The organism is Rhodanobacter glycinis (assembly GCF_006438785.1).
GTDB classification, from domain to species: Bacteria; Pseudomonadota; Gammaproteobacteria; order Xanthomonadales; family Rhodanobacteraceae; genus Rhodanobacter; species Rhodanobacter glycinis_A.
Genome location: NZ_RCZB01000008.1, coordinates 61,865 through 78,176 on the forward strand (window position 1 = coordinate 61,865; position 16,312 = coordinate 78,176).

Below are 16,312 nucleotides of genomic sequence, written 5' to 3' on the forward strand. Positions count from 1 at the left end.
CCGACACGGGTCGCATGCGTTTGATCAAGCTGTGAACAGGCCCGCCGCTCGCCGTTCGGCGCCTACCCACTGTTCATCTGCATCCCATTACATTTGAGTGTCTACACCATGACAGCGACCGCAGGACTGCCATGTCCCTGAATTCCGCAAACCCGCCCGGCCGCTGGCGCACGCTGGCGCCGCGCTTCGCACTGCTGCTGGTGCTGGCGCTGGCATTCGTGCTGCTGACCGGGCTGCTCGACGGCGGAGTCGGCGTCACCCCGCTGCGCATGCTCGACCAGCCACGCTATCCGCTGGCCAACGCGTGGCCGGGCCTGCTGCTGGCTGGCGTATTGCTGGCACTGAGCCGGCGTGCGCTGCTGTCATTCGGGCTGGCGTTCCTGTCACAGGGACTGGTCTACGGCGTCAATCTCTTGAAAGTCGCGAACCTCGGCACGCCGCTGTTGCCGGACGATTTCCGCATGGTCGGCCAGTTGCGCAAGGGCGGCATGCATCTGCTGGCTGGCTACCTGCCGCATAGCCCGTGGCCGTATCTTGGCCTGTTTGCCGCGCTGGCGCTGGTCGTGGTGGCGTGGCGGCTTGAGCCGCCGATATTCCCGCGGCGCACTCGCAGCCGGCGACTGCTGGCCGGCGGCGTGCTGGCGGTGGCGCTGGTCAGCATGCTGTTCGGTCTGCCCGCATGGGGGAAGATCTACAACGCGAAGGTGCTCTGGCTGGAGCCGTGGTCTGCCTCCACCACCACCGAACATTCCGGCCTGATCAGCTCGCTGATGCTGTTTCACCTGCAGTATGGCCGCAGCCAGCACAAGCCGGACCGCGCTGCGGCCGCCCAGTTGATCGAGCAGTCGACACCGGCCCTGCTGCAAACCATGCAGACATCGGTGGCCAGCGGCGACCTGCCGGACATCGTGGTGGTGCAGAGCGAGTCGTTGTTCGATCCGGCCATCATGCGCGGTTACGAACAAAGCGACTTCGCGCCGAACCTGCACCGGCTCGCCGCGCAGGGGGTCAGCGGCAAGCTGCACGTGCCCACGTTTGGCGGCGGCACCATCCGTACCGAATTCGAGGTACTCACCGGGCTGTCGTTGCGCTACTTCGACAACCTGCAATTTCCCTACCTGCAGATGAGCCACAAGGCCTTGCCGAGCCTGGTGCGCACACTGGGCGCGCACGGTTATTCGACGACCGCGCTGCACGGCAACGACCCGGCATTCTGGAACCGCATCACCGCATTCAAGGCGCTCGGCTTCGATCGCTTCGTCTCGCAATCGTCGTTCCCGGCAGGTGCGGCGATGGACGGCAAGTACATGGCCGACAGCGCGATGACGGACGAGATCATGGTGCAGTTGAAGGATGCCGGCCCGCCGCAGTTCATCTTCGCCATCAGCATCGAGGCACACGGTCCGTACGATGTGGAACCCGCCCACGTCGCCGAACGCGATGCCATCCCCGTACCCGACGGCATCACCGGCAGGGACAAGCTGGAGCTGCAGACCTATCTCTACCATCTGCAGCACGCCGACGCCGAACTGGGCCGGCTGGTAAAACTGCTGGCGCAGCGCAAGCGTCCCAGCCTGGTGCTGTTCTATGGCGACCACCTGCCCGCGTTGAGCAACAGCTATCAGACCACCGGTTTCGTCAACGGCGGCGACATGCTGAGCCAGGCCGGCACCTGGTTGCTGGTCGATCCGCAGCATCCGCGCAAGCCGACCCAGGCGGATACCGCCGCATGGCTGCTGCCTGGCAAGCTGCTGGCGCAAGCCGGCATTCACGACGATCCCTACTTCGCGTTGACCGAACTGGTCGGCCCGCAACTTGCCGCGCTGACCCAGGCACCCGGCGCGCCGCCGCCCGCCGAGGGTAGCGATCTGCAGAAACTCGACCAGGCCATGGCCAGCGTCAATCAACTGCGCATCAACGGCAAGCTGGACAAGCTGCTGCCGAGCCGGACGACGATGCCCAGCGGCATTGCCCATGGCGGCAGGGAGTCCGCGCCAGTACCGGCAGCCAACAAGCTGCCGTGATGAGTAGTGCGGACTTCGATTGGCCCGCTTGTGAACGCATCGTCATCGCCGCATGCCAGGCAATGTTGCGATTCAGCGAGCTGGCTGCCGGCTGAAGTGCGGATCGGTGTGTTCACGTCGCAGTGGGTTGTCGACACCTAGCTTCGACGATGCGTTGGAGCCGCGTGCTTCATGCACCCCGAAACTTCTGGAGATCCATAGCCATGCACAAGACCATGCTTGCCGCCCTCATCGTTGGCGCCAGCGCGCTCAGCATCCCTGCGTTCGCCCAGGTCAATCTCGGCGGTGCCGCACAGGTCGGCGCCGGGGCAAACGCCGGCACCGTCGTGCCCAGCACGATGCATACGGTCGGCCAAGCCGGTGCGCAGACCGTGCACCGCGCCGGCCACGAGACAAGACACCTGACCCACAAGGCCGTCGATAAAACCCGTTCGGCCGTAAACAATAACGGCAGAGCCAATGCCGGCGTCAATGCTGATGGCTCGGCCGGAGCTGGCGCAGGCAGTACGCACGCTGATGCGAACGCCAATGTCGATGCGGGCGCAGGCATCGATACCGCCAACACCGCCGGCCAGGCCGGTGCCGCTGGTCAGGGCGTGGGTGGCGACGTACGCGATGCCGCACATTCGGCGATCCAGGCCACCGACCGCAGCGCTGGCTCGGTCGGCGATGCAGTCAAGCAGACCGCCACCGGGCAATCGGTTGGCGCCGACGCCAAAGTGGTCGCCAGGGCGGCGCACGGGCACTGATCTTCCGCATTCCGCGCAATGTCGGGCCCCGGGAGGAAACTCCCGGGGCCTTTTGCTGGGCGACCCATCGCAAACCCTCCGTGGCACCTAAAAGAAAACCCCGCACGAGGCGGGGTTTTCTTCGATGCAGTTGCTGCGTGGGGACTTAGAAGTCCATACCGCCCATGCCGCCCATGCCGCCGCCCTGACCGCCGCCGTGGCTGTGGCCATCGTCCTTCTTCGGCAGCTCGGCGACGATCGCCTCGGTGGTGATCGCCAGGCCGGCAACCGACGCGGCGTGCTGCAGGGCCGAACGGGTCACCTTGGTCGGATCCAGGATGCCCATCTCGACCATGTCGCCGTACTCGCCGGTGGCCGCGTTGTAGCCGAAGTTGCCCTTGCCTTCCTTGACGCGCTGGACCACCACCGACGCTTCTTCACCAGCGTTGGTGACGATCGCACGCAGCGGGGATTCCAGTGCACGGCGGGTGATCGCGATGCCCAGATCCTGGTCGGTGTTGTCGCCCTTCAGGCCTTCGACGGCCTTCAGCGCGCGGATCAGCGCAACGCCGCCGCCGGGGACCACGCCTTCTTCGACGGCCGCACGGGTGGCATGCAGGGCGTCTTCGACGCGGGCCTTCTTTTCCTTCATCTCGATCTCGGTGCCGGCACCGACCTTGATCACCGCAACGCCGCCGGCCAGCTTGGCCACGCGCTCCTGCAGCTTCTCCTTGTCGTAGTCCGACGAGGTCTCCTCGATCTGCGCCTTGACCTGGCTGATGCGCGACTGGATCTTCTCCGCTTCGCCGGCACCGTCGATGATCGTGGTGTTTTCCTTGGTGATGACGATGCGCTTGGCGCGACCCAGATCGGCGATCGTGGTCTTCTCCAGCGACAGACCCACTTCCTCGGACACGACCTGGCCGTTGGTCAGGATCGCGATGTCTTCCAGGATCGCCTTGCGACGGTCACCGAAGCCCGGTGCCTTGACGGCGGCGACCTTGACGATGCCGCGGATGGTGTTGACCACCAGCGTGGCCAGCGCCTCGCCTTCGACTTCCTCGGCGACGATCAACAGCGGCTTGCCGGCCTTGGCAACGGCTTCCAGCACCGGCAGCAGCTCGCGCACGTTCGACACTTTCTTGTCGTGGATCAGGATGTACGGGTCGTCCAGCTCAACCTGCTGCGAAGCCTGGTTGTTGATGAAGTACGGCGACAGGTAGCCACGATCGAACTGCATGCCTTCGACCACGTCGAGCTCGTTCTCCAGACCCGAACCTTCCTCGACCGTGATCACGCCTTCCTTGCCGACTTTCTTCATCGCGGTGGCGATGATGTCGCCGATGTTGGTGTCGGAGTTCGCCGAGATCGTGCCGACCTGGGCAATTTCCTTGTCGTTCGCGGTCGGGTTGGAGAGCTTCTTCAGCTCGCCGACGGCGGCCGCGACGGCCTTGTCGATGCCGCGCTTCAGGTCCATCGGGTTGATGCCGGCGGCAACAGCCTTGAGGCCTTCCTGGATGAACGCCTGGGCCAGCACGGTCGCGGTGGTGGTGCCGTCACCGGCGACGTCGGAGGTCTTCGAAGCGGCTTCCTTGACGATCTGCGCGCCGAGGTTCTCGTAGCGGTCGGCCAGTTCGATCTCCTTCGCGACGGACACGCCGTCCTTGGTGATCGTCGGCGCGCCGAAGCTCTTCTCGAGCACGACATTGCGACCCTTCGGGCCCAGCGTGACCTTGACCGCATTGGCCAGCGTGTTGACGCCCTTCAGCATGCGGGCGCGGGCGTCTTCGCCGAAACGTACTTCTTTAGCTGCCATGATTTTTTTGCCTCAAAAAATTGAATTAGGAATGGGAACGTTGCGAAAGCGGTGCGGGAAGGAGCCGAAGGCGACTGGTGTGCGCGGTTTTGATACGCGCTCAACCCACCGGGGCCCCAGCCAATCAGCCTTCGATCACGGCCACGATGTCGTCTTCCTTCAGGAAGACCAGATCCTCGCCGTCGATCTTGATTTCCTGGCCGGCGTACTTGCCGAACAACACGGTGTCGCCAGCCTTCAGCGACATCGGACGCACCTTGCCATCGGCCATGATCAGGCCAGTGCCGGCGGCGACGACCTTGCCGCGGGTCGGCTTCTCGGTGGCGCTGTCGGGGATGACGATGCCGCCGGCGGAAACGCGCTCTTCTTCCAGACGCTTGACGATGACGCGATCATGCAACGGACGCAGTGTGCTCATGGATGGACTCCAGCTGACTATTGAGGTGGGACAAGGCTTTCAAGACCCGGATCGGCAGTCCTGTTAGCACTCAGGGTATATGAGTGCCAATTTTAGCGGTACAGAACGCCGCTGCAAGAACTTTTGAACCGGGAACGAACAGCTAATTGGGTGGGTGGAGGCCGGTTTCAAGGGCTGCGGGCCATTGAAGTCGCCATCCGGCGACAGGTGGCGGCTTCGTGGGACCGGGCACCACCCCACCGGCTCTTCGATCATGCCGGTGACGCAGATCAGTAGCGGTGAGCGGTGTCCGCCTTACCTAAAAACGAACCTCATGCGCTGCTAGGCTGGCAGGCATGCCCGAAACCGTCCTGCTCTGCTATTGCAGTTGCCCCGATGCCACCAGCGCCCAGGCCATCGCCGAGGCGCTGGTGGGCGAGCAGCTGGCCGCCTGCGTCAACCGCATACCCGGTATCCATTCCACCTATCGCTGGCAAGGTGCGGTGACTACCGACAACGAAGAATTGCTGCTGATCAAGACCACCGCCATCCGTTTCGAGGCACTCAGGGCACGCCTGCTTGAGCTGCACCCGTACGAACTGCCGGAGCTGATCGCCGTGCCGGTGGAGCATGGCCATGCGGCCTATCTGGATTGGGTGCGTGCGAACGCCACAGGCTGATCGGGGTTTGTGTCCCGGCGACTGAGCCATAATGCGGTTCTGCGTTTTTCCAGGAGTCCCGATGTCCCCGTTCCCCGCCGGCCGAATGGCCATCCGTCTGCTTGCCTGGCTGGGCCTGCTGCTGGCTGCGCTGCCCGCGTTCGCGCAGAGCACCGACGACCTGTTGCCCGTCACCGAAGCGTACAAGCTGAGCGCCGATGCTTCCACGCCCGGCATGCTGAAATTGCACTGGACCATCGCGCCGGACTATTACCTCTACCGCGGCCGCATGAAGTTCAAGGGTGGCGATGGAGTCACCCTCGGCGAAGCGCAACTGCCCGATGGCGAGAAGCACCATGATGAATACCTCGGCGACGTGGAGACCTACCACCACAGCGTCGACGCCAGCACCCCGTATACCGTGGTCGCCGGTACCACGCGCGTAAAGCTGAGCGTGCAGTACCAGGGCTGTCACGAGGTCGATCCGAAGATCTGCTACCCGCCACATACCGAGCAGATCGATCTGCCGCTGCAGGCCAGCGGTACGACGGCCGCCGCCGGCAACGCACTCGGCGCTGCGCTCAGCCAGCTCGGCGGCAACAAGAGCTCTACCGCCACGGCCATCGATACGGCGCCACTGCCGGCTGACCAGGCATTCCGCTTCGAGGCGCTGGCACAGAACCCGCATCAGCTGTTGCTGCGCTGGACGATGCCGAAGGGTTACTACCTGTATCGCGACCAGACCACGCTGAAGCTCAAGGATGCCACCGGGCTCAGCCTGAAACCCGTGTGGCCGGCCGGCACGGCACACCACGACGCGCATTACGGCGATGTCACCGTATTTTTCGACCAGGTCGAGCTGCCGGTGATGGTCGAAGGTAGCCTCGGCGATCGCAAACAGCTGTCCCTCGAGGCAAGCTTTCAAGGCTGCCAGGACGGTGGCTTGTGCTACCCGTTGATGACCCGAGCGGTAAACATCGATCTCGGCATCAATGTTGCCAGCGCCGGCCAGACCATTGAGACCGCGCCGGAATTGCCGCCGGCCGATGCCAGCCGGGGCCCACTGCAGATCAGCCTGATCGCCGCGTTGTTGCTCGCGCTTGGCGGCGGACTGATATTGAACCTGATGCCATGCGTGCTGCCGGTGCTGTCGATCAAGGCGGTCAGCGTGCTCGAAAGCGGCGAGAGCCGCACGACGGCGCGCCACCACGCCTTGTTCTATACCGCCGGCGTACTGTGCAGTTTCGCCGCGCTGGGGCTGGGCATCCTGGCCCTGCGTACAGCCGGCCACGCGCTGGGCTGGGGCTCGCAACTGCAGCAACCGCTGCTGGTCGGCGCACTGGCCTGCGTGATGCTGGCGGTCGGCTTGTCGATGTCGGGCGTGGTGCAGTTCGGCGCCTCGCTGGGCAATACCGGCGCCGGCCTGGCCGCACGCTCCGGCCCTGCTGGCGACTTTTTCACCGGCGTGCTGGCGGTGGTGGTCGCCAGTCCATGCACCGCGCCATTCATGGGCAGCGCGCTGGCTTACGCGTTTGCTGCGCCGATACTGGCCGCGCTGCTGGTATTCCTGGCGCTGGGCATCGGACTGGCGTTGCCGTTCCTGTTGATCGGTTTTGTGCCGGCACTGGCGCGTTTGCTGCCGCGGCCCGGACGCTGGATGGAAACGCTGAAACAGGTACTGGCGTTCCCGATGTACCTCACCACCGCCTGGCTGGTATGGGTGCTGGCGAACCAGCGTGGCGCCGATGCGGTCGGGCTGGTGCTGGTGGCGATGGTGTTGCTGGCGATGACGCTGTGGTGGTTCGAACGCAGCCGCTCGCGCGGCGCCCTCAGCCGGGTCGCGGTGGCAGTGCTGGCCGTGGCCACGCTGGTGCCGATGTATCTGCTGGCCCATGTGCCGCCGGCGTCCAGCGTTGCAGCAGCCGAGGAAGGCGTGGTGCCGTACAGCGCAGGGAAACTGGCCGAACTGCGCGCGGCAGACACCCCGGTTTTCGTCGACATGACCGCCGACTGGTGCGTCACCTGCAAGGCAAATGAACATACCGTGCTGAATACGCAGGCGTTCCGCGATCTGCTCCGGCGCACCGGCTCGGTCTACATGAAAGGCGACTGGACCGACGTCAACCCCGCTATCAGCGCATTCCTGCAGCAATACCACTCGCCCGGCGTGCCGCTGTACGTGGTGTTCCCGAAAAACGGTGGTCCCGGCAGGCAGCTGTCGACGGTACTGACACCCTCGATGGTCGATCAGGCGCTGACCGAGGCAGCACGCTGATGCTGAGTCGCAGCAACTGGTTGATCCTGGGCCTGGCCGTGCTGGCCGCTACCGCGGGCGGTTATGTCGATCATCGCAGTCAGCAGTCGCCACCCATGGATCCAATACTGATCGGCCAACCGTTGCCTGCACTCGCCTTGCCCGACCTCGATGGCAAGCTGCACCCGTTGAGCGATTACCGCGGCCACCGCGTGCTGCTGAATTTCTGGGCCAGCTGGTGCAAGCCGTGTCTGGAAGAGATGCCGGCACTGAATCAGGCACAGGCGAAGTTCGGCGAACTTGCACCGATCGTGATCGGTATTGCGATGGATGAGCCCGCTCACGCACGTGCCTTTCTGGCCGCGCATCCGGTGAGTTACCCGATTTTACTGGGCCGATTGACTCCGCCAAGCACCTCGCTGCAACTGGGTGATACTCGTGAAATGCTGCCATATAGCGTACTGATTGATGCGGATGGGCGCATTTTGGCGACACATGCCGGGACCCTGTCCACTTCACAGCTGGAACAGTGGCTCAGGCCGATTCACAGCACCCCCTGAGCAACGACCGACATACGCTTCCGCACGGAATCTTGCTCTTCTCCGTCAAACATCGTCGATCTGCGGTGAACTGGACAACATCCACGACTGCGCGCACACTGCGCCGGGTGCCGGAGCCTCCGGACGCAAGCTGGACGACTCGTGGCGAAAATCCTGGTCCTGCACGGACCCAACCTCAACCTGCTGGGTGCGCGCGAGCCGCAGATCTATGGCCGCGAGACGCTGGCCGACATCAATAGACAGCTGGCTGAGCAAGCGCAGGCGGCCGGGCACGAACTGGCCTGGTGCCAGTCCAATGCCGAGCATGAGCTGGTTGGGCGCGTCCATCAGGGCCGTGACGATCAGACTGCGATGATCCTGATCAACGCCGGCGCCTTCACCCATACCAGCATTGCCCTGCGCGATGCGCTGGCCGCGGTGGCGATTCCGTTCATCGAGGTGCACCTATCGAACGTGTTCGCCCGCGAGCCGTTTCGCCATCACTCGTATCTATCCGATATCGCGGTCGGCGTGATCTGCGGCTTCGGCGGCGACAGCTACCGGCTGGCGCTGGAAGCGGCTATCCAGCGGCTGCGGGCGTCAGCACCCGGCGCCGCATAACAACGAACACGGCCGCATGGCCAACTCCTCCACTCCGGCCACCCTCGGTGGCATGACTGACAAAGGCTGATCCGATGGATTTGCGCAAAATCAAGAAACTGATCGACTTGCTCGAGGAATCCAACCTCGCCGAACTGGAGATCAAGGAGGGCGAGGAAGTCGTCCGCCTGTCGCGCGTACCCAAGAGCACCGCGCCGGTCGCAGCAGCCCCGGTCGCCGTGGCTGCTGCACCCGCGCCGATCGCGGCCGCACCAGTGGCGGCTGTCGCCGAGGTCCCGGCCGCCGATGTGCTGCCCGCCGGTCACGTGGTGAAGGCACCGATGGTGGGCACGTTCTACGCCTCCGCCACGCCGGGCACGCCGGCCTTCGTCAAGGTCGGCCAGCAGGTCAAGGCCGGCGAAACGCTGGGCATCATCGAGGCGATGAAGATGTTCAACCAGATCGAGGCCGACGTGGCCGGCACCGTGCAGGCGATCCTGGTCGAGAACGGCCAGCCGGTGGAATTCGACGAACCCATGTTCGTGATTGCCTGAGGCCGCCCGGATGCTCGAGAAGGTCGTCATCGCCAATCGCGGCGAAATCGCGCTGCGTGTCTTGCGCGCCTGCCACAGTCTGGGCATCAAGACCGTGGCGGTGCACTCCACCGTGGATCGCAATCTGAAGCACGTCGGCCTGGCCGACGAGTCGATCTGCATCGGGCCGGGCCCGTCGGTCGACAGCTATCTCAATATCCCGCGCATCATCGCGGCAGCCGAGATCACCGACGCCCAGGCAATCCATCCGGGTTACGGCTTCCTGTCCGAACGCGCGGATTTCGCCGAACAGGTAGAGCAGTCCGGTTTCATCTTCATCGGCCCGACCGCCGAGGTGATCCGCCTGATGGGCGACAAGGTCGAGGCGATCCGCGCGATGAAGGCTGCCGGCGTGCCGTGTGTGCCCGGCTCCGGCGGCCCGCTCGGCGAGGACGTCGACACCAATATCAAGATCGCTCGCGAGATCGGCTATCCGGTGATCATCAAGGCCGCCGGCGGCGGCGGTGGCCGCGGCATGCGCGTGGTGCGCACCGAGGCGCATCTGGGTAATGCCGTCACGATGACCAAGGCCGAAGCCAAGGCCGCGTTCGGCAACGAACAGGTCTACATGGAGAAATTCCTGGAGAATCCGCGCCACGTGGAGATCCAGGTGCTGGCCGACGGTCAGGGCAATGCGATCCATCTGGGTGAACGCGACTGTTCGATGCAGCGCCGCCACCAGAAGGTCGTCGAGGAAGCACCGGCACCGGGCATCACCGACGATCAGCGCGCCGCGATCGGCAAGGTCTGCGTCGATGCCTGCATCCGCATCAACTACCGCGGCGCCGGCACGTTCGAGTTCCTGTACGAGAACGGCCGCTTCTACTTCATCGAGATGAACACCCGCATCCAGGTCGAGCACCCGGTGACCGAACTGATCACCGGTGTCGATCTGGTGCGCGAGCAGTTGCTGATCGCCGGCGGCGAGAAGCTCACGCTCCGGCAGGAAGACATCGTGATCCGCGGCCACGCGATCGAATGCCGCATCAACGCCGAGGATCCCGACACCTTCATGCCCAGCCCGGGCACGGTGAAACGCTTCGAGGCACCGGGCGGCCCCGGCGTGCGCGTCGACACGCACCTGTACGACGGCTACAAGATCCCGCCGAACTACGACTCGATGATCGGCAAGCTGATCGTGCATGGCCCCGATCGCGAGACCGCAATCGCGCGCATGCGCCTGGCGCTGGCCGAGACGGTGATCGAAGGCGTCAAATGCAACATCCCGCTGCAGCAGCGGATCATGGCCGACGTCGGCTTCCAGCACGGCGGCCAGAACATCCACTATCTGGAAAAGCGGATGGCGGAGCAGAAGGAACACCCCGCCACCGGCCACTGACCGGCGCGCCGCAAGAACCGTCCGCTGCGCGAGACATGATTCGCCGCGCAGCGGATGTCGCCTATCGTCACCGCTCACCCACGGACATCGCATGCCCTGGCTCGAACTCTCCCTAATTGTCCGCACCGAGCAGCAGCCCGGCACCGAAGAAGCACTGGACGACCTCGGCGCCTTGTCCATCACGCTGCGGGATGCCAATGCGGAGACGCCGGACGAGCAGGCGATCTTCGAGCCCGGCGTGGGCGAGTTGCCGCTGTGGCCGACGATCACGCTGAACGCTCTGTTCGATGAACACACCGATCGCCGCGGCCTCACCGAAGCGCTCGGCGAATTGCTGCCGTGGCTGGAGCCGGATCAACTGACGTTCCGCGACATCGCCGATCAGGACTGGGAGCGCGCATGGATGGATCAGTTCAAGCCGATGCCGTTCGGGCGGCGGCTGTGGATCTATCCGTGGAACATCGAACCGCCGGCCGATGATGAGCTGGTGGTGGTGCGACTGGATCCCGGACTTGCGTTCGGTAGCGGCACCCATCCGACCACCGCGCTGTGCCTGGAATGGCTGGACAGTCTCGACCTTGTCGGCAAGACATTGACCGACTTCGGCTGTGGCTCCGGCATCCTGGCGATCGCCGCGCTGAAGCTCGGCGTAGCCAGCGCGGTCGGTGTCGACAACGATCCACAGGCACTCACCGCATCCATCGACAATGCCGAGCGCAACGGCGTGGCGGATCGCCTCGTACTGTTCCTTCCGCAAGACGTCGATGCCGAACCCGCTGACATCTTCATCGCCAACATCCTCGCCGGCCCTCTCGGCGAACTCGCACCAACGTTCGCCGCCGCCGCGAAGCCCGGTGCACCGTTTGCCATCTCGGGCATTCTCATTGGCCAGCAGGACGAACTGCTGCAGCGTTACACCGAATGGTTCGACGACTTGCGTGTGGATACGCGCGAAGACTGGGTGCGCATCAGCGGCCGTCGACGCAGCTGAGTCGATCGCCCGGGTTGCCGGCGCGATCAGCCTGCTAAGCTTGCCCGATACCGATTCAAAACGGCCTGCATGTACACACAATGTCCCGAATGCCTGTCCGTGTTTTCGCTGGATGCGGCAACGCTCGCGAAGGCCCACGGTCATGTCGTGTGCGGGCATTGCGGGGCCGGTTTCGACAGCCTTGCCACACTCACCGAACAGCTGGTGCCCGAGCCGTTCGTCGAACTGCCGGTGAACGAGCCAGCGTTCGAGCCGCCATGCCTCGACCTGGTGGTGTACCGGCCACGGCCTGATCCACCGGTGGTCCTCCAGGAAGATGTCGTGGCAGTCGCGCCGACCGCCGCCGAGGATTTCTCGCAGCTGGTGTTCGCACCGCGCTTTGCGCGTGAGCCACGCGCGCGTCAGCCCGTGCGATTGCGCAAGCACGGACATCGAAGGCACGCACGCTTGTCCGGCGAGCGGCGCTGGCCATGGGTGCTCGCGTGCACCATGTTGCTGCTGCTGCTCGCCATCCAGTTGGCCTGGGCCCAGCGCGATACGCTGATCCGCAACCCCACCATCGGCCATTGGCTGCGCAGTAGCTGTGCGTTGCTCGGCTGCGACGTGCCACTGGTCGCCGCTCCGCAGCAACTGCACCTGCTCGCCAGCAACGTGCAGGCCCACCCCAGCGTGACTGGCGCGCTGATGATCAGCGCCAGCATGCGCAACGATGCGGCCTTCGCGCAGCCGTACCCGGTGCTGACGATCACCCTGTCAAACGCACAGGGCCAACGCATTGCGATGCGCCGGCTGCAGCCCCGCGAATACCTGGACGACAGCGCGATCCTGCAGCGCGGTCTCGCGCCGGACGCCAGCGCCGTGCTGCTGCTGGAGGTCGAGGATCCCAGCGACAAGGCGGTGGCATTCGAATTCAGCTTCGAATAGCGTCGTCCGGTACTTAAAATTATCGGCGTGCACGGGTAGACTCGACCCTTCGCGCAGACTGCCGAACAGCATTCGATACACGCCGCGACCTGCCAGACCAGTCATAACCACAGGCAGCGGCCCACGCAGCCGCCGCTTCGTACGTGAGGGAAGATGTCCGTGAACGCCGTAAGACTGCCTGTTGCCGAGGCCGCAAAACAGACCTCGTCGCAGAGTGCCGGCTCGCAAGGTGCCTGCCTGCAGAGTGCCGGCTCGAACAGTGCCAGCTCGAACAGTGCGTTGAGCGAATGCGTCAGCCGCACGGTACGCCGCTACCTTGCCGATATCGGCGATACCGAGTGCACCGAGGGCCTGCATGCCTTGGTGCTGCGCGAAGTCGAGGTGCCGTTGCTGCGTGAGGTGCTCGCCTTTCATGACGGCAACCAGAGTCGCGCCGCCAGCGCGCTGGGCATCAACCGTGCCACCTTGCGCAAGAAGCTGGCTACGCACGGCCTGCTGTAACTCCCGCCGAAACTGCCGACCATCCGGACGGCTATAATGAGCGGCTTTCCCCACCTGGAAACCCGCTCATGTCCACGCCCCAGCTCGTCCCGGTCCGTCGCGCCCTGCTCAGCGTTTCCGACAAGGCCGGCCTGATCGATCTGGGCCGACGCCTCGCTGCCAAAGGCATCGAGCTGCTCTCCACCGGCGGCAGCGCGAAAGCACTGCGCGAGGCCGGCATCAAGGTCACCGACGTCAGCGACGTCACCGGTTTTCCCGAGATCATGGACGGCCGCGTCAAGACGCTGCACCCGAAAGTGCATGGCGGCCTGCTCGGTCGGCGCGGCACCGACGACGCGGTGATGGCCGAACTTGGCATCGCACCGATCGACCTGCTGGTGCTGAACCTGTATCCGTTCGAAAGCACGGTGGCGAGGCCCGACTGCACGCTGGAGCAGGCGATCGAGAACATCGACATCGGCGGCCCGGCGATGTTGCGTTCGGCAGCGAAGAACTGGAACGATGTGGGCGTGCTCACCTCGCCCGATCAATACGAATCCGCGCTGACCGAGATCGAAAGCCAGGGCGGCCTCAGCCGCACCACCCGCTTCAAGCTGGCGGTCGCCGCGTTCAACAACGTGTCCAGCTACGACGGCGCGATCAGCGATTACCTGTCCGGCCTCGAACTCAACGACACGCAGGACACCATTGCCGGCCACGCTGCCTTCCCCGGCCAGGTCAACGGCCGCTTCGTCAAGCTGATGGACCTGCGCTACGGCGAGAACCCGCATCAGCAGGCCGCGTTCTACCGCGACCTGCATCCGGCGCCCGGCACGCTGGCCACGTTTCGCCAGTTGCAGGGCAAGGAGTTGTCGTTCAACAACATCGCCGACGCCGACGCTGCATGGGAATGCGTGCGCAGCTTCGTGAAACCGGCCTGCGTGATCGTCAAGCACGCCAACCCGTGTGGCGTGGCGGTGAGCCTGGACGGCATCGGCAAGGCGTACGACCTCGCGTTCCAGACCGACCCCACCTCCGCGTTCGGCGGCATCATCGCGTTCAACCGTGAAGTCGACGAAGCCACCGCGCGCGCCATCGTCGAGCGCCAGTTCGTCGAGGTGGTGCTGGCCCCGGGCTACGCGGATGAGGCGCTGAAGGCGTTCAGCAGGAAAGGCAACGTGCGCGTGCTGGTGATCCCGCTGCCGACCGACGGCAGCCTGCTGCATGCACATCCCGGCAACATTTCCAAACGCGTGGGCTCGGGCCTGCTGATCCAGAGCGCCGACACCGGCATGATCGGCGCGGACGATCTGAAGATCGTCACCCGCCGCGCGCCGACCGAGGCGCAGATCCACGACCTGATCTTCGCCTGGAAGGTGGCCAAGTTCGTCAAGAGCAACGCCATCGTCTATGCCCGCGACCGCCAGACCATCGGCATCGGCGCCGGCCAGATGAGCCGCGTCTACAGCGCGAAGATCGCCGGCATCAAGGCGGCCGACGAGAAGCTCGAGGTACGCGGCTCGGTAATGGCGTCCGACGCGTTCTTCCCGTTCCGCGACGGCATCGACGCGGCCGCTGCTGCCGGCATCAGCGCAGTGATCCAGCCGGGCGGTTCGATGCGCGACGCCGAAGTGATCGCCGCTGCCGACGAGCATGACATGGCGATGGTGTTCACCGGCATGCGCCACTTCCGGCACTGAGGCAACCCGCGAGAGCGGGAGCGCGCTCACCTCCCGTAGAAGTCACTCGTCCCAGCATGGAGGTCTTCGCTCCGGAGGCCGCCATGCATTACGAGCTGTATTACTGGACCGGCATCCAGGGTCGCGGCGAGTTCGTGCGCCTGGCGCTGGAAGACGCCGGCGCCAGCTACGACGACGTGGCCCGCGAGCAGGGTGACGACGCCATCGTGCGCTTCCTGGACGGCACCCATGAAGGCGCGTTGCCATTCGCGCCACCGTTTCTCAAGGCGGGCCGGCTGGTGATCGCACAGGTCGCGAACATCCTGCAGTATCTCGGCCCGACACTTGGCCTGGTGCCGGAAAGCGAAAGCCGGCGACTGTATGCACACCAGTTGCAGCTGACCATCTGCGACCTGGTGGCCGAAGTGCACGATGCACACCACCCGATCGCCAGCAGCCTGTATTACGAGGATCAACGCGCCGAAGCGCAACGGCGCGCGGCGGATCTGCGCGAAACGCGGCTGCCGAAATTCCTGGACTACTTCGAGCAGGTGCTGGAGCGCGGCGGTGGTCGCCATGCCTTGCGCGAACACTCCTATGTCGACCTTTCGCTGTTCCAGCTGATGGCTGGACTGGGCTACGCGTTCCCCCGTGCGATGCAGCGGCTGGGACATCAATTGCCACTGTTGCGCGCACTGAGCGGGCGAGTGGCTGAACGGCCGCACATCGCGGCGTACCTGGACTCATCGCGACGACTGCCGTTCAACGAGAACGGCATCTTCCGCCACTACCCGGAGCTCGATGATCCGCGCTGAGCGATGCCGCTCAGAACAGTGCGATCACCACCGCGCCAGCAACGATCAGCACGCCGCCGATCAGCAGCGGCCAGCTCGGCCGCTCGCCCAGAAACACCAGCCCCAGCACGATCGCCAGTGCCACGCTGAGCTTGTCGATCGGTGCCACCTTGCTCACCGGTCCCAGTTGCAGCGCGCGGTAATAGCACAGCCACGACAGCCCCGTGGCGATGCCGGATAGCACCAGGAACAGCCAGCTGTGCAGCGGCAGGCCGGTAGGCTTGGCCCATTCCTGGCGCAGGCTGAGGATGCCGGCGGTGACCAGCAGGATCACAATGGTGCGGATAAAGGTGGCGAGGTTGGAGTTGATGCCGACCACGCCGAGCTTGCCGAACAGTGCGGTCAACGCCGCGAACAGCGCCGAACCCAGCGCAAACAGCAACCAGCTTTCACGCAGTTGCATGGCACGGCCCTCCGTTCGACATCGATCCGGCG

16 protein-coding genes are annotated in these 16,312 nt (G+C 64.9%); 13 read left to right on the forward strand and 3 right to left on the reverse strand.

The features are described from left to right. The first annotated feature begins 131 nt into the window (after positions 1-131). The gene (locus EAH75_RS19115) at positions 132-2,024 is read left to right on the forward strand and encodes an LTA synthase family protein (RefSeq protein ID WP_140655889.1); all 1,893 of its coding nucleotides are present in this window, start codon (positions 132-134) and stop codon (positions 2,022-2,024) included. A gap of 203 nt (positions 2,025-2,227) precedes the next feature. After that, positions 2,228-2,773, forward strand: a complete 546-nt coding sequence (locus EAH75_RS19120) for a hypothetical protein (protein WP_240046343.1) — start codon at positions 2,228-2,230, stop codon at positions 2,771-2,773. A 145-nt stretch (positions 2,774-2,918) separates the two neighbouring features. Here the strand turns inward: EAH75_RS19120 and groL are convergent, their stop codons facing one another. Continuing rightward, a complete protein-coding gene (groL, locus tag EAH75_RS19125) occupies positions 2,919-4,568 on the reverse strand; it encodes a chaperonin GroEL (protein WP_140655885.1) in 1,650 nt (549 codons plus the stop codon). A 124-nt stretch (positions 4,569-4,692) separates the two neighbouring features. Further along, positions 4,693-4,986 carry a co-chaperone GroES gene (locus EAH75_RS19130; RefSeq protein WP_007081521.1) on the reverse strand — a complete coding sequence of 98 codons (294 nt, stop codon included), beginning with the start codon at positions 4,984-4,986 and terminating at the stop codon, positions 4,693-4,695. A gap of 335 nt (positions 4,987-5,321) precedes the next feature. Here EAH75_RS19130 and cutA point away from each other — a divergent pair, with 335 nt between their 5' ends. The 11 genes from cutA (at position 5,322) to EAH75_RS19185 (ending at position 15,838) form a co-directional block, all read left to right on the forward strand. Further along, on the forward strand, positions 5,322-5,645 hold the full coding sequence (cutA, locus tag EAH75_RS19135; protein ID WP_140655882.1) for a divalent-cation tolerance protein CutA: 324 nt from the start codon (positions 5,322-5,324) through the stop codon (positions 5,643-5,645). A 61-nt stretch (positions 5,646-5,706) separates the two neighbouring features. Further along, positions 5,707-7,899 (forward strand): protein-disulfide reductase DsbD family protein, encoded by a 2,193-nt coding sequence (locus tag EAH75_RS19140; RefSeq protein WP_140806535.1) that lies wholly within the window; start codon positions 5,707-5,709, stop codon positions 7,897-7,899. Further along, positions 7,899-8,438, forward strand: a complete 540-nt coding sequence (locus EAH75_RS19145; RefSeq protein WP_140655875.1) for a TlpA family protein disulfide reductase — start codon at positions 7,899-7,901, stop codon at positions 8,436-8,438. The genes EAH75_RS19140 and EAH75_RS19145 overlap by 1 nt, the downstream gene beginning before the upstream one ends. A gap of 141 nt (positions 8,439-8,579) precedes the next feature. Then, positions 8,580-9,038, forward strand: a complete 459-nt coding sequence (gene aroQ, locus EAH75_RS19150; RefSeq protein ID WP_140655872.1) for a type II 3-dehydroquinate dehydratase — start codon at positions 8,580-8,582, stop codon at positions 9,036-9,038. Positions 9,039-9,112: 74 nt separating this feature from the next. After that, positions 9,113-9,571 carry an acetyl-CoA carboxylase biotin carboxyl carrier protein gene (accB, locus tag EAH75_RS19155; RefSeq protein WP_140806537.1) on the forward strand — a complete coding sequence of 153 codons (459 nt, stop codon included), beginning with the start codon at positions 9,113-9,115 and terminating at the stop codon, positions 9,569-9,571. 10 nt (positions 9,572-9,581) lie between these two features. Then, positions 9,582-10,949, forward strand: coding sequence for an acetyl-CoA carboxylase biotin carboxylase subunit (accC, locus tag EAH75_RS19160; RefSeq protein WP_140655866.1), 1,368 nt, complete (start codon positions 9,582-9,584; stop codon positions 10,947-10,949). 91 nt (positions 10,950-11,040) lie between these two features. Then, a complete protein-coding gene (prmA, locus tag EAH75_RS19165; RefSeq protein ID WP_140655863.1) occupies positions 11,041-11,940 on the forward strand; it encodes a 50S ribosomal protein L11 methyltransferase in 900 nt (299 codons plus the stop codon). A 69-nt stretch (positions 11,941-12,009) separates the two neighbouring features. Continuing rightward, positions 12,010-12,864 carry a zinc-ribbon and DUF3426 domain-containing protein gene (locus EAH75_RS19170; RefSeq protein ID WP_140806538.1) on the forward strand — a complete coding sequence of 285 codons (855 nt, stop codon included), beginning with the start codon at positions 12,010-12,012 and terminating at the stop codon, positions 12,862-12,864. 153 nt (positions 12,865-13,017) lie between these two features. Further along, positions 13,018-13,365, forward strand: coding sequence for a helix-turn-helix domain-containing protein (locus EAH75_RS20000; protein WP_140655857.1), 348 nt, complete (start codon positions 13,018-13,020; stop codon positions 13,363-13,365). 68 nt (positions 13,366-13,433) lie between these two features. Continuing rightward, entirely contained in the window at positions 13,434-15,044 is a 1,611-nt protein-coding gene (purH, locus tag EAH75_RS19180; protein WP_140655854.1) for a bifunctional phosphoribosylaminoimidazolecarboxamide formyltransferase/IMP cyclohydrolase, read from the forward strand. Positions 15,045-15,127: 83 nt separating this feature from the next. Next, entirely contained in the window at positions 15,128-15,838 is a 711-nt protein-coding gene (locus EAH75_RS19185; RefSeq protein ID WP_140806539.1) for a glutathione S-transferase, read from the forward strand. 10 nt (positions 15,839-15,848) lie between these two features. Here EAH75_RS19185 and EAH75_RS19190 read toward each other — a convergent pair whose 3' ends face one another. Next, the gene (locus EAH75_RS19190; protein ID WP_140655848.1) at positions 15,849-16,280 is read right to left on the reverse strand and encodes an EamA family transporter; all 432 of its coding nucleotides are present in this window, start codon (positions 16,278-16,280) and stop codon (positions 15,849-15,851) included. Positions 16,281-16,312: the final 32 nt, after the last annotated feature.